The organism is Rathayibacter sp. VKM Ac-2805, from assembly GCF_009834265.1.
Classification (GTDB): Bacteria; Actinomycetota; Actinomycetes; order Actinomycetales; family Microbacteriaceae; genus Rathayibacter.
Genome location: NZ_CP047185.1, coordinates 1,103,053 through 1,115,939, shown reverse-complemented (window position 1 = coordinate 1,115,939; position 12,887 = coordinate 1,103,053). Strand labels below are relative to the sequence as shown.

The following is a 12,887-nucleotide window of genomic DNA, read 5'->3' as shown; positions in this document are numbered from 1 at the left end:
TCCGGCGATGACGGCGGGCAGGGTCCTGCTCCTGCACGGCCTGGGTGGCTCGGGCCGCACCTGGTGGCGGCTGAGCCGCGAGCTGACCGCGGCGGGCTGGAGCGTCTCCGCTCCCGACCTGCGCGGACACGGCGACGGGCCGCGCGGCGGCTCCTCCCGCCACGACGCCTACGCCGACGACGCCCTCGCGCGGGGACCGTTCGACCTCGTCGTCGGGCACTCGCTCGGCGGAGCGGTCGCGGTGCGCGCCGCCGCCCGCGAGTCCGGCTGGGCGGGGCGCCTGGCGCTGCTGGACCCGGTGCTCCGGCTCGCCCCGGAGCAGCGGGCCGCCGTCCGCGCGGGCGAGCTCGCCGGTCTCGCGGTCTCGGCCGAGGAGCTCGCTGTCGCGCAGCCGCTCTGGGACGAGCGGGACCGGGCCGAGAAGCTCGCCGCGGTGCGGGACGCCGACCCGTCCGCGGTGGCGGCGACGATCGACGACAACGACCCGTGGGACCTGCTGGCGGACCTGCCGGGCCTCCGCCCGCCGGTCCTCGTGCTGGCCGGCGATCCGCAGGTCGAGACGCTGCTCCCTCTCTCCCTCGCCGCCCTGGTGCTGCGCGCGAATCCGCGCATCCGGTACGCGGTCGTGGCCGGCGCAGGTCACAGCCCCCACCGCGACCGTCCGGAGGAGACGCTCGCGATGCTCCGCGAGTGGGCCGAGAGCCCGGCGACGGCCTGATCCGCTCGCCGACCCGGTCCGTGTTTCGTGCGGATGAAATCTGGCAGGGGGGACTGGGCCGCACCGTTTCCTGTGAATACCCTCGCAGAGGACGCGATCCCCTCCCAGTCTTCGGGAGGTGCGCGTCGGGGCCGCCGACGCGGCGGCCCGTTCTCGAGGAGAGGGAGCCCCAGTGGCGCGAACCACCACGAACACCCCGAGCGGCCGCCGACGCCGCTCGGTGATCGGCTCGAGCGCGATGATCGGAGCGGGCGCCCTCGTCGCCGGCTTCGCCTTCGCGCCGACGGCGAGCGCCGTCGAGCCGGTCGACTTCGCCGACACCGTCACGGTCGACGGCATCATGACCCACCTGGAGGCGCTCCAGGCGATCGCGGACGCCAACGGCGGCACCCGCGCGATCGGCACTCCGGGCTACGAGCTGAGCGGCGCGTACGTCGAGAAGGTCCTCGCGGACGCCGGCTACACGACGCAGCGCCAGGACTTCACCACCGCGACGCAGACGATCGACGCGTTCACGCTGACCACCGGCACCGGCGCCGTCGGCACCCCGATGGAGTTCACTCCGTCGACGCCCGAGGGCGGCGTGACCGGCGAGCTCATCGCCCCCGTCGATCCGCTCGGCTGCACCACGGACGCCTGGACCGGCCTCGACGCCACCGGGAAGGTCGCGCTCGTCAGCCGCGGCTCCTGCAGCTTCCTCGAGAAGTCGGTCGCCGCCGGTGCCGCCGGCGCCGCCGCGATCATCATCTACGACAACGCGCCGAGCGACGCCCTCAACGGGACGTTCGGCGGACAGGACGAGGCCGCCGTCCCCGGCGTCGGCGTCACGCAGGCCGAGGGGCAGGCGCTGCTGGCGTCGCTCCCCGCGAGCGTCTCGGTCCTCATCGACCAGACGACGACCGAGGTGGAGACCTTCAACATCGTCACGGAGACGCCGGGCGGCGACCACGACAACGTGGTCATGCTCGGCGCGCACCTCGACAGCGTGCCCGCCGGCCCCGGCATCAACGACAACGGCTCCGGATCCGCGACGCTGCTCGAGACGGCCGTGCAGCTGGCCGCCGCGGGCGACACGACCAACGCGGTCCGCTTCGCCTGGTGGGGTGCCGAGGAGGTGGGCCTGGTCGGCTCCTACACCTACGTCGACTCCCTGACGGAGGAGGACGCCTCGAAGATCGCGACCTACATGAACTTCGACATGGTCGCCTCGCCGAACTACGTGATCTCCGTCTACGACGCGGACCAGTCCACCTACGAGGCCCCCGTGGACGTGCCCGCCGGCTCGATCGCGACCGAGAAGGCGTTCACCGACTACTTCGACTCGATCGACCAGCCCTGGATCGACACCGCGTTCGACGGCCGCAGCGACTACGACGGCTTCATCTCGGTCGGCATCCCGTCCTCGGGCGTCTTCACCGGCGCCGACGACGTCAAGACGGAGGAGGAGGTCGCGCTGTTCGGCGGCACCGCCGGCATCACGCACGACCCGAACTACCACTCCCCCGCCGACGACATCGACAACATCAACCAGGAGGCGCTCGGCATCACGTCGAAGGCCATCGCCTTCGTGACCGCCTCGTTCGCCGCGGACACCTCCGCGATCGACGCCGAGAAGGACCCGACCACGCCGACTCCGACGCCGGAGCCCACCGTGGCCCCGACCGCCGAGCCGACCGTCGCTCCGACCGCGCAGCCGACCGTCGCCCCGACGAGCGCGCCCACCACCGCGCCGACGGCCGCTCCCACCCCGAGCAGCACGCCGACCGCCGTGGCGCCGCACCCCGGCGGCCGCCCGCCCCTGGCCTCGACGGGAGCCGACATCGGCCTGCCTCTGGGCCTCGGCGGACTGCTGATCGCGGGCGGCGTCGGCGGGCTCCTGCTCGCCGCGCTGCGCCGCCGGAGCGCCGAGCGCGGCTAGCCGCCACCGCCCCGGAGCCGTCCGGCCGTCGCTCCGCGACGACCGGGCGGCTCCGTCGTTCCGCCCTGAGGGGACCCCGGACCGTCGAGCTGCGGCGGGTCCCTTCGACGGTCGGGGGCTCCCTCACGTCCGACAGGGCTTCCGGCGGCCGGGGGACACGGTGTTCACTGGGCGCATGCGAGCCATCTGGAAGGGCGCGATCACCTTCGGCCTGGTCAACGTGCCGGTGAAGATCTACAGCGCGACCGAGGACCACGACATCCCGCTGCACCAGGTCCACGACAAGGACGGCGGACGGATCCGGTACCAGCGCAAGTGCGAGATCTGCGGCGAGGTCGTCACCTTCGACCACATCGACAAGGCCTACGACGACGGCGAGCGCACCGTGGTCCTGTCCAAGGACGAGCTCAAGGCGCTGCCGGAGGAGCGCGACCGCGAGATCGACGTCGTGCAGTTCGTGCCCAGCGAGCAGGTCGACCCGATCATGTTCGACCGCGCCTACATCCTGGAGCCGGATTCCTCCTCCCCCAAGGCCTACGTGCTGCTGCGGCGCACGCTCGAGCAGACGGACCGCACCGCGATCGTCGAGTTCGCGCTGCGGCAGAAGACCCGCCTCGCCGCGCTGCGCGTGCGCGGCAAGCTCCTGATGCTGCAGACCCTGCTCTGGGCGGACGAGGTGCGGGAGGTCGAGTTCCCGTCGCTGGAGGGCAGCACCCGGATCGCGGCGCGCGAGCTCGAGATGTCGGCGCACCTGGTCGACTCCTACTCCGAGGACTTCGACGCCGCGAAGTTCCACGACGCGTACCAGGAGGAGCTGCGCACGCTGATCGACGCCAAGATCGAGCAGGGCGACGCCCTCGACACCGCCGCGACCTTCGGCGAGGCACCGGAAGAGGAGGGCGGCGGCGGCGAGGTGCTCGACCTGATGGAGGCGCTCAAGCGCTCGGTCGAGCGCAGCCGCGGGGCGAAGGGCGCGCCGGCGGAGGAGGCTCCCGCCGAGAAGAAGGCGGCGACGACGCCTGCCCCGAAGAAGGCGGCGAAGGCTCCGGCGACGACCGCCGCGAAGAAGAAGCCCGCGGCGAAGAGAGCCGACCCGGAGAAGGGCGCCGACGCGCCTGCGAAGAAGCGGACCCCGAAGAAGACCGCGGCGGCGGAGAAGGCGGCGTCCTAGCCCCGCCGGATGCGGAGGGTCGGGGTCTGACGGAGCCTCAGGCCCGCTCGGCCGCCCGGTCGGGCTCGTCGGCCGCGTCCAGCTCGTCCACGTCGTCGAGGTCGACCGCGACCGAGCTGACCAGCGCGAGCAGCGCCTCCGCGTAGGCGTTCTCGGCCGCCGCGTCCTCGAAGGTCCGCGCCCGGCCGCCGAGCTCGACCTCGACGGCGAACCGCGTCTCCGGCTCGGCGAGGCGACGGAGGGAGCGGAAGGTCCCGCGGAGGAGCTCGCGCAGCTGGTCCTCCCGCGGCAGCCAGAGCGAGTCCTCCAGGGAGACGGAGTCGAGCGCCCATTCCGTGGTGCCGTTGAAGCCGAGGACGGTCCCGCTCGGGTACTCGTGCGCCTCGATGGTCATGTCGCTGACGGTGAAGACGTCGCCGTCGAAGCCCTCCCGCTCGATGCGGAAGCGGTCACCGGTGCGGGGCGTCCAGCGCACGCCCGCCGTGCGCAGGGCACGGGCCAGCTCGAAGGAGATCATCCGACGAGTGTGGCCCGCGAAGCCGCGAACGCGCCGCGAGCGGCACCCGCGCGCCCCGATGTCGGTGGATGAGTTTACGTTCATGAAACGTCCGGTTCACAGGCCGGGCACCCGCACTGCATAGCGTGACCATGCGTGCCCCTTCCGGGGGTGCGCCGGCCGCGCCGCGCGGCGACGACGCTGCGACCGCTCTTCCGAGCGGCGATCGAGAGGACCACCATGCCCGACTCTCCCACCCCGCCCGACCGCCGCCGGAGGCGCGGGCTCGGCCTGGCGGCCCTGACCGGACTGGCCCTGGCGGCCGCTCCGCTGGTCGCGACCTCCGCCGCGGCCGCGCCCTCGGGCGACGAGCTCGTCATCAGCGAGGTCTTCGCCCGCGGAGGCTCCGCCGGTGCCGCGTTCAGCAACCGCTACGTGGAGCTCTACAACCCCACCGCCGCCGAGATCGCCCTCGGCGGCCTCTCGATCCAGTACCGCTCGGCGACCGGCACCGCGAACCCCACCACGACCGTGCCGCTCACCGGCTCGGTACCCGCGGGCGGCCACTTCCTGCTCGCCGGTGCCAGCAACGGCACCAACGGCGCGGCCCTGCCGACGCCCGACCAGAGCGCGAACGGCCTCAACATGGCCGCCGCGGGCGGCACCCTCTTCCTCGTCGACGGGACCTCGGCGCTCGTGGCGCCGCCCACCGGCGCCGCCGCCCAGCCGGACGCGGTGATCGACCTCGTCGGCTACGGCACCTCGAACACCTTCGAGTCGTCCGTCGCCACGGTCCCCTCGCTCACCCAGACGATCGCCCGCGCAGACACCGCCACCGGCGACACCGACGTCAACTCGGCCGACTTCGCGCTCGGCGCACCGACCCCGCAGGCCGCGGGCGGAGGATCCGAGCCCGAGCCCACGACGCCGCCGACGACCACCCCGCCGACCACTCCCCCGACCACCCCGCCGGCCGAGATCCCGGCCGTCTCCATCGCGGAGATCCAGGGCACCGGCGACGCGTCGCCGCTCGTCGGCAGCACCGTCACCACCTCCGGCGTCGTCACCGCGCGCTACCCGTCCGGCGGCTACAACGGCTACGTCATCCAGACCCCCGGCACCGGCGGCGCGAGCTCGCGCACGGCCTCCGACGCCGTCTTCGTCTTCTCCTCCGCCTCCGTCGGGTCGGTCGCGATCGGCGACCACCTGCGCATCACCGGCGAGGTGAGCGAGTACAACGGCCTGACCGAGCTCACCCCGACCTCGGCCGCGACCGTCGTGAAGCTCGACGACGCCGCCGCAGCGCCGGTCCCGGCCGCTGTCGCGCTCCCCCGCACCGCCGCCGAGCGCGAGGTGCTCGAGAGCATGCTGATCGCTCCGCAGGGCGCCTACACGGTCACCGACACCTTCGACCTGAACAGCTTCGGCTCGGTCGGCCTCGCCGCCGGCACGTCCCCGCTGCTCACGCCGACCGAGGTCGCCCGCCCCGGCTCGCCGGAGCTCGCGGCCGTCGTCGCCGACAACGCCGCCCGCGCGATCACCCTCGACGACGGCGCCTCGATCAACTTCCTCGGCGCCGCCGCGAACAAGGCGATCCCGCTGCCCTACCTCACCACCACCGCGCCGATCCGCGTGGGTGCTCCGGCGACCTTCACCCGCCCCGTCGTCCTCGACTACCGCAACGGCGGCTGGGCCTTCCAGCCCACCACGCAGCTGACCGTCGAGAACGCCGGCGACGTGCAGCCCGCGACCTTCGCGAACACCCGGACCGCGAAGCCCGAGGCCGTCGGCGGCGACCTCTCGATCGCGTCCTTCAACGTGCTCAACTACTTCTCCACCACCGGCGACTCGATCACCGGCTGCACCTTCTACACCGACCGCGACGGCGACCCCGTCACGGTCAACAGCGGCTGCGACGCCCGCGGAGCGGCGAACGCCGACGACCTCGAGCGCCAGCAGGCCAAGATCGTGACCGCGATCAACACCCTCGGCGCGGGCGTCGTCTCGCTCGAGGAGATCGAGAACTCGGCCAAGTTCGGCAAGCCGCGCGACGAGGCCCTCGCCACCCTGACCGCCGCGCTGAACACGGCGGCCGGCTCCGAGGTCTGGGCCTACGTCCCCTCCCCCGCAGCGCTCCCCGCGCTCGCGGACGAGGACGTCATCCGCACCGCCTTCATCTACAAGAAGGCCGTCATCGAGCCGGTCGGCGAGTCCGTCGTGCTCAACGACACGGTGAACTTCTCGAACGCCCGCAAGCCCCTCGCCCAGGAGTTCCGCCTCCTCGGCGACAGCGCCAGCGAGTTCGTCGCGATCGTGAACCACTTCAAGTCGAAGGGCTCCGGATCCGGCGCCGACGCCGACCAGGGCGACGGCCAGGGCGCCTCGAACGCCTCGCGCGTGAAGCAGGCGACCGCCCTCGTCGCCTTCGCCGACCGCCTCCGCACCGAGAAGGCCACCGAGCTCGTCTACCTGCTGGGCGACTTCAACGCCTACTCGAAGGAGGACCCGGTGAAGGTGATCACCGACGCCGGCTACATCGACCAGGGTGCGAAGGACGGCAAGTACTCGTACTCGTTCGACGGCGCGGTCGGCTCGCTGGACCACGTCTTCGCCTCGCCCGCGGCCGACAGGACGGTCACCGGGGTCGACACCTGGAACATCAACAGCGGCGAGTCCGTGGCACTGGAGTACAGCCGCTACGACTACAACGCGACGATCTTCTACGACACCTCGGCGTACCGCTCCAGCGACCACGACCCGGTCGTCGTCGGCCTCGACCTGCCCGAGACCCAGACGGACCCGGAGCCCGAGCCCGTCACGGTCATCGACGTCGCGACCACCGCCTCCACCAAGCGCCTCGCCGTCGTGCGGACGCTGACGGTGTCGGCGGTGAACAACGGCGACGAGACGGTCTCGATCGAGATCACGACGGCGTACGGCAGCAAGACGAAGAAGACGGTCAAGCCCGGCCAGTCGTTCACGGTCAAGACCGTGACCGTCTTCAAGCCCATCAAGGCCGGCACGGCGACCATCGAGGTCACCGCGCCCGACGGCACCGAGCGCGTCTACAAGCAGGCGTACCGCGGCGCCTGATCCCGCGCGACCCCTGACCTCGACGAGCTCCGGCTCCTAGAGTTCGGGGATGCCCGAGGGAGACAGTGTGCACCGTCTCGCCGCCCGCCTCAGGCGGGCGGCGGACGGCCGCACCGTCCTCGAGGGCGAGCTGCGCTCCGGGGACGCGGCCGGCACCTCCCTCGCCGGGCTGAGGATCCTCGAGCACGACACCCACGGCAAGCACCTCCTCACCCGCTTCTCCGGCGGAACGACCCTGCACACCCACCTGCGGATGCAGGGCTCCTGGACCGTCACCGCTCCCGGCCGAGCGGTCCCCCGCTCGGTGCAGAAGGACGTCCGCGTCCGCCTCCGCCTCGACGACGACTCGACCGTGTGGGGCATCGACCTCCCGGTCGTCGAGCTCCTCGCCACCCGCGACGAGCCGCGCGCCGTCGGGCACCTCGGGCCCGACCCGCTCCGCGCGGACTGGGACGCCGACGAGGCCGTCCGGCGCCTCTCCCGCCTCCCGGACCGGCCCGTCGTCGCCGCACTCCTCGACCAGCGCTGCCTCGCGGGTCTCGGCAACCTCTGGGCCAACGAGGTCTGCTTCCTCCGCGGGGTCTGGCCCTGGCGGCCGATCGGCTCCCTCGACGTCCGCGCCCTCGTGGCGACCGCGGCGAGAGGCCTCCGCGCCTCCGTCACGATCCCGGGGATGTTCCAGACCACCACCGGTGACACCCGCCGCGGCGAGCGGCACTGGGTCGCGGGGCGCGCCGGGCGCCCGTGCCTGCGCTGCGGCACGACGGTGCTCGTCCGCGACGAGGTCCGCGACGACCCCGAGCAGCGCCGCACCTGGTGGTGCCCGCACTGCCAGCCGGAGCAGGCGGCCGCCCCCTGAGCCCGCGTACCGCCGCCTGAAGCCCGCGTACCGCTGCCGACGGCCCGTGCGTAGGCTGGCCGCATGACGAACGAGTGGGGAACTCCGGATCCGTCCGCCCGGCGAGACCGGTCCGCGGAGGTCGTCCCGGCGGCCGCCTCCGGCGAGGAGGTGGAGACCGCCCGCGTCGAGGACGCCGAGCGCGCGCTCGCTGTGCGCGAGGTCAAGCGGCGCCGCGACTTCCTGGGATCGGTCGGCGGATGGGCGAGCGTCTCGGCGATCACGACCGCCGTCTGGGTCGGCACAGGGGCCGACGGCTACTTCTGGCCGATCTGGCCGATGATCGGGATCGGGATCGGCGTCGTCGGCCAGGCCGCGTCGATCTGGGGTCCCGCCCGCAAGGAGATCACCGAGGCGGACATCGCCGCCGAGATGCAGCGCCGGGAGAAGCGCGGCCGCTGATCAGTCCAGGCGGCCGACCGAGGTGACGCGGACGACGGCCGCACCCTGCTCGTCCGACTCGGCGAGGTCGACGGTCGCCGAGATCCCCCAGTCGTGGTCGCCGGCCGGATCGTCGAGGATCTGCCGCACGAGCCACTGCGTCGGCTCCTCCGTGACGAGCAGCATCTTCGGCCCCCGGGCGTCGGGCCCGATGCCGATGCTGTCGTGCTCGTCGTAGTAGTCGTCCAGCGCGGCGCCCCACGCGTCGGCGTCGAAGCCGGCGGCGGCGTCGAGCTCGCCGAGCGCCTCGTGGTCGTCGAGGGCGGCGAGGGTCACCCGGCGGAACATCTCGTTGCGCACCAGCACGCGGAAGGCGCGATGGTTGGCGGTGAGGCGGCGCGGAGCGGGCGGCACGATCGCCTGGTCCGCCGCGTGGAGCGCCGGATTGACCAGCTCCTCCCACTCGTCGACCAGCGAGGAGTCGACCTGGCGCACCAGCTCGCCCAGCCACTCGATCAGGTCGTGCAGCTCCTCGTTCTTCAGCTCGTCGGGGATGGTCTGCCGGGCCGCGCGGAACGCGTCGGACAGGTAGCGCAGCACCAGTCCCTCCGAGCGGGAGAGCTTGTAGAACGCGGTGTACTCGCCGAAGGACATCGCCCGCTCGTACATGTCGCGCACGACCGACTTCGGCGAGAGCTCGAAGTCCTTCACCCACGGCTGCGCCGCGGTGTAGGTCTCGAAGGTCGCCTCGAGGAGCTCCTCGAGCGGCTTGGGGTGCGTGACGGACTCGAGCAGCTCCATCCGCTCCTCGTACTCGATCCCGTCGGCCTTCATCGCGGCGACGGCCTCGCCGCGGGCCTGGAACTGCTGGGCCCCCAGGATCGGGCGCGGGTCGTCGAGGGTCGCCTCGAGCACCGAGATCACGTCGAGCGCGAAGCTCGGCGACTCCGGGTCGAGAACGTCGAACACGGCCAGCGCGAACGGCGAGAGCGGCTGGTTGAGCGCGAAGTTCGGCTGCAGGTCGACGGTCAGGCGGATGCGGGTCACGCCGTCGGCGCCGACGCTCTGCTCGACCACTCCCGCCTCCCGCAGCGTCCGGTAGATGCCGAGCGCCCGGCGGGCCAGCTGCAGCTGCCGCTTCCACGGCTCGTGGTTGTCGAAGATCAGGGCGTGCACGTTCGCGTAGGCGTCGCCGCCGCGGGCGATCACGTTCAGCAGCATCGCCGAGGTGATCGTCATGTGCGAGGTCAGCGTCTCGGGCTCGGCGTCGACGAGCTTGCGGAAGCTCGGCTCCCCCCAGCTGACGAAGCCCTGCGGCGCGCGCTTGGCGACCCACTTCCTCCGCTTCTTCGGGTCGTCGCCCATCTTGTCGAGAGCCTTCCGGTTCTCGGACTCGTGCTCGGGGGCCTGCACGACCACGGTCCCGGCGGTGTCGTACCCGGCGCGACCGGCGCGGCCGGCGATCTGGTGGAACTCGCGGGCCGAGAGCTGGCGGGTCCGGGTGCCGTCGTACTTGGTCAGCGCAGTGAGCAGCACGGTGCGGATCGGGACGTTGATGCCGACGCCGAGGGTGTCCGTGCCGCAGATCACGCGCAGCATGCCCTGCTGGGCGAGCTGCTCGACCAGGCGGCGGTACTTCGGCAGCATGCCCGCGTGGTGCACGCCGATCCCCAGCCGGAGCAGCCGGGAGAGGGTCTTGCCGAACGCGGTGGTGAAGCGGAAGCCGCCGATCACCTCGGCGATGCGGTCGCGGTGCTCGCGGGTGGCGATGTTCGCGCTGGTGAGCGCCTGCGCACGCTCGAGAGCGGCCGCCTGCGAGAAGTGCACGACGTAGACCGGCGACTGGTTCGTCGAGAGCAGCTCCTCGATGGAGTCGTGGATCGGCGCGATCTCGTAGAAGTAGTGCAGCGGCACCGGGCGCTCCACGCCGGTGACCCGGGCGGTCTCCCGGCCCGTGCGGCGGCTGAGGTCGGCGGCGAGCGCCGTCACGTCGCCGAGGGTGGCCGACATCAGCACGAACTGCACGTGAGGGAGGGTGAGCAGCGGCACCTGCCAGGCCCAGCCGCGCGCCGGGTCCGCGTAGAAGTGGAACTCGTCCATCACGACCTGGTCGACCGGGGTGTCCTCGCCGTGCCGGAGCGCGAGGTTCGCGAGGATCTCGGCCGTGCAGCAGATGATCGGCGCGTCGGCGTTCACCGAGGAGTCGCCGGTGACCATCCCGACGTTGGAGGCGCCGAAGACGTCGACCAGCGCGAAGAACTTCTCGGAGACGAGCGCCTTGATCGGCGCCGTGTAGAAGCTGCGGCGTCCGGAGGCGAGCGCCGCGGCGTGCGCGCCGATCGCGACGAGCGACTTCCCGGTGCCGGTGGGCGTCGAGAGGATCAGGTTGGAGCCGGAGGCGATCTCGAGCATGGACTCGTCCTGCGCCGGGTAGAGCGGGAGGCCGCGCGACTCCGCCCACTCGGTGAAGGCGAGGTAGACCGCGTCGTCGTCGACGCGCCCGTCCGCGTCGGGCGTCGGCATCCGGTCGAGCAGCGTCGAGGTCATCCCCCCATCCTCCCAGCCCGCGGCCCGTCGCTCAGGTGCGATCCGTCACGGACGGCCCGTGCGCCCCCGCTTCACGGGCGGCGGGTGACGGATCGGTCCGCCGGAGCGAGGGCCCCGTCGACGAGTCCGACGACGCGGTCGGCATCGGCCAGCACGGAGGGGTCGTGCGAGACGCAGACCACCGTCGCGCCGCGGTCCGCCTCCGCGCGCAGGACCGACCGGATCCGCTCCGCACTCGCCGAGTCGAGGCCGGTGGTGGGCTCGTCCAGGAGCAGCAGGCCGGCCCCGCGGGCGAGCCCCTGGGCGAGGAGCGCCCGCTGCCGCTGACCGCCGGAGAGCACCGCGAAGGGCTCCCGGGCGAGCGCGGCGATCTCCATCCGCTCGAGCGCGGTGGCGATCGCGTCCGCCGCGCGCGCGTCGCTGCGGCGGAGGCGGCCGAGCCGACCCCAGGTGCCCACCGCGACCACGTCGCGCACCGTCACCGGGAGGCGGTCCGGGATCGACGCCCGCTGCGGCACGAAGGCGATCGCTCCGGTGACGTCCCGCGTGCCGGACGTCAGTGGACGCACTCCCGCGATCACCTCCAGGAGCGTCGACTTGCCGGCGCCGTTCGGCCCGGCGATCACGGTGAGCGAGCGCGCGGCGACGTCGAGATCGACCCCCGCGAGAGCGCGGCGGGAGCCGAAGTCGACGTGAGCGCCTCGGAGGCGGACCGGGGGCTCGGGCAGGGGTGAGACGTCCATCCCGACGAGCGTACAGGAGTGATAACTGTTCTCATTATCGTGTACGGTCGGGCACCATGCCCAGCCTCCTCGCCGGAATCCTCGAGCCGTTCGCTCTCGACTTCCTCCAGCGCGCCCTCCTCGGCGGCGTCCTCGTCGCGGTCCTCTGCGGCGTCGTCGGCACCTGGGTGGTCCTCCGCGGGATGGCCTTCCTCGGCGAGGCGCTCGCCCACGGGATGCTCCCCGGCGTCGCCCTCGCGACGGTGCTCGGCGCGCCCGTCCTCGTGGGCGGCGCAGCCAGCGCGGTGCTGATGAGCCTCGGCATCGCGGCCCTGCAGCGGCGCGGACGACTGTCCTACGACACCAGCATCGGCCTGCTCTTCGTCGCCATGCTGGCGCTGGGGGTCATCGTGATCTCGCACTCGGGCAGCTTCGCCACGGACGCGACCTCGATCCTCTTCGGCGACATCCTCGCGATCACTCCCGTCGACATCGGGCTGCTCGCCGCCGCCGCCGGAGTCGGCCTCCTCGTCGCAGCGGCCTTCCACCGCCCGCTCGTCGCCCTGGCGCTGGATCCGCGCATCGCCGCGGTGCTCGGGCTCGGTCCGCGCTCGGCTCAGGCCGCGCTGGTCGGCCTGGTGACCCTCGCCGTCGTCGCCTCCTACCAGGCGGTCGGCTCGCTCCTCGTCGTCGGGCTCCTTCTGGCTCCCGCGGTGGCCGCCGGGCACTGGACCACCCGCATCCCGACCCGGATGCTGCTCGCGTCGATCCTCGGCGCGGCCTCCGTGCTCGTCGGCCTGCTCGTCTCCTGGCACGCGGCCACGGCCGCGGGCGCCTCGGTCGCCGGCACGGCCATCGCGGTCGCCGCGGTGTCCTGGGCGGTCCGCTCGGCCGCGTCGGCCCTCGCGTCCCGGTCGGGCCCTCAGCCGGTCGCCGCATGAGG

Annotated in this window: 10 protein-coding genes; 7 read left to right on the top strand and 3 right to left on the bottom strand. The window is 73.0% G+C overall.

Features of this window, described 5'->3' with window-relative positions:
• Positions 1 to 7 precede the first annotated feature (7 nt).
• From GSU40_RS05165 to GSU40_RS05155, 3 genes are all read left to right on the top strand, one after another.
• Positions 8 to 718 (top strand): alpha/beta hydrolase, encoded by a 711-nt coding sequence (locus GSU40_RS05165; RefSeq protein WP_160033956.1) that lies wholly within the window; start codon positions 8 to 10, stop codon positions 716 to 718.
• A gap of 172 nt (positions 719 to 890) precedes the next feature.
• Complete coding sequence (locus tag GSU40_RS05160; protein WP_160033954.1) at positions 891 to 2,636, top strand: M28 family peptidase; 1,746 nt, start codon at positions 891 to 893, stop codon at positions 2,634 to 2,636.
• A 175-nt stretch (positions 2,637 to 2,811) separates the two neighbouring features.
• Positions 2,812 to 3,807, top strand: a complete 996-nt coding sequence (locus GSU40_RS05155; RefSeq protein WP_160033952.1) for a Ku protein — start codon at positions 2,812 to 2,814, stop codon at positions 3,805 to 3,807.
• 37 nt (positions 3,808 to 3,844) lie between these two features.
• Here the strand turns inward: GSU40_RS05155 and GSU40_RS05150 are convergent, their stop codons facing one another.
• Positions 3,845 to 4,324, bottom strand: a complete 480-nt coding sequence (locus GSU40_RS05150; protein WP_244229602.1) for a pilus assembly protein CpaE — start codon at positions 4,322 to 4,324, stop codon at positions 3,845 to 3,847.
• Positions 4,325 to 4,543: 219 nt separating this feature from the next.
• Here GSU40_RS05150 and GSU40_RS05145 point away from each other — a divergent pair, with 219 nt between their 5' ends.
• The 3 genes from GSU40_RS05145 to GSU40_RS05135 all read left to right on the top strand — a co-directional run bounded on the left by GSU40_RS05145 (position 4,544) and on the right by GSU40_RS05135 (position 8,696).
• The gene (locus tag GSU40_RS05145; protein WP_160033950.1) at positions 4,544 to 7,396 is read left to right on the top strand and encodes an ExeM/NucH family extracellular endonuclease; all 2,853 of its coding nucleotides are present in this window, start codon (positions 4,544 to 4,546) and stop codon (positions 7,394 to 7,396) included.
• Between the two features lie 49 nt (positions 7,397 to 7,445).
• On the top strand, positions 7,446 to 8,255 hold the full coding sequence (locus GSU40_RS05140; protein ID WP_104222261.1) for a DNA-formamidopyrimidine glycosylase family protein: 810 nt from the start codon (positions 7,446 to 7,448) through the stop codon (positions 8,253 to 8,255).
• 63 nt (positions 8,256 to 8,318) lie between these two features.
• Positions 8,319 to 8,696, top strand: coding sequence for a 2TM domain-containing protein (locus GSU40_RS05135; RefSeq protein WP_104222259.1), 378 nt, complete (start codon positions 8,319 to 8,321; stop codon positions 8,694 to 8,696).
• Here GSU40_RS05135 and GSU40_RS05130 read toward each other — a convergent pair whose 3' ends face one another.
• Positions 8,697 to 11,222 (bottom strand): DEAD/DEAH box helicase, encoded by a 2,526-nt coding sequence (locus GSU40_RS05130; protein ID WP_104250621.1) that lies wholly within the window; start codon positions 11,220 to 11,222, stop codon positions 8,697 to 8,699. It lies immediately after the preceding gene.
• Between the two features lie 71 nt (positions 11,223 to 11,293).
• Positions 11,294 to 11,965, bottom strand: coding sequence for a zinc ABC transporter ATP-binding protein AztA (aztA, locus tag GSU40_RS05125; protein ID WP_160033948.1), 672 nt, complete (start codon positions 11,963 to 11,965; stop codon positions 11,294 to 11,296).
• A 56-nt stretch (positions 11,966 to 12,021) separates the two neighbouring features.
• Here aztA and aztB point away from each other — a divergent pair, with 56 nt between their 5' ends.
• The gene (gene aztB / locus GSU40_RS05120; protein WP_104283876.1) at positions 12,022 to 12,885 is read left to right on the top strand and encodes a zinc ABC transporter permease AztB; all 864 of its coding nucleotides are present in this window, start codon (positions 12,022 to 12,024) and stop codon (positions 12,883 to 12,885) included.
• Positions 12,886 to 12,887: the final 2 nt, after the last annotated feature.